Below are 315 nucleotides of genomic sequence, written 5' to 3' on the forward strand. Positions count from 1 at the left end.
CCACCACGCCTCGCGTGGGCGGGTCTAGCTTAACTCCCGAGGCGACGACGCGCGCACGGTGGACCGGCTGGTACAGGGGATCCAGCAGGCGGCGGTCGAGCGCGGCGGGCGCCACGGCGTCCGGGTCGTGCTGACCCGCGAGTCGTACACGCCTGTCGTCGACTTGGACGGTCCGCTGCGCGACCGGGTCGCGAAGGTGCTGGACGTCGTGCCCGGCCTGCCCACCGGGGCGGGACACGACGCCGGAATCCTGGCATCGGCGATCCCGACCGCCATGCTGTTCGTGCGGAACCCGAGCGGAGTCTCGCACTCCCC

General features: G+C 73.0%; 1 pseudogene. It reads left to right on the top strand.

The window, feature by feature from the left end:
* Nucleotides 1–58 precede the first annotated feature (58 nt).
* Nucleotides 59–315, top strand: a pseudogene (locus UK12_RS45455) (allantoate amidohydrolase); the annotation flags it as partial.

This window comes from Saccharothrix sp. ST-888 (assembly GCF_000955975.1).
GTDB lineage: Bacteria > Actinomycetota > Actinomycetes > Streptomycetales > Streptomycetaceae > Kitasatospora.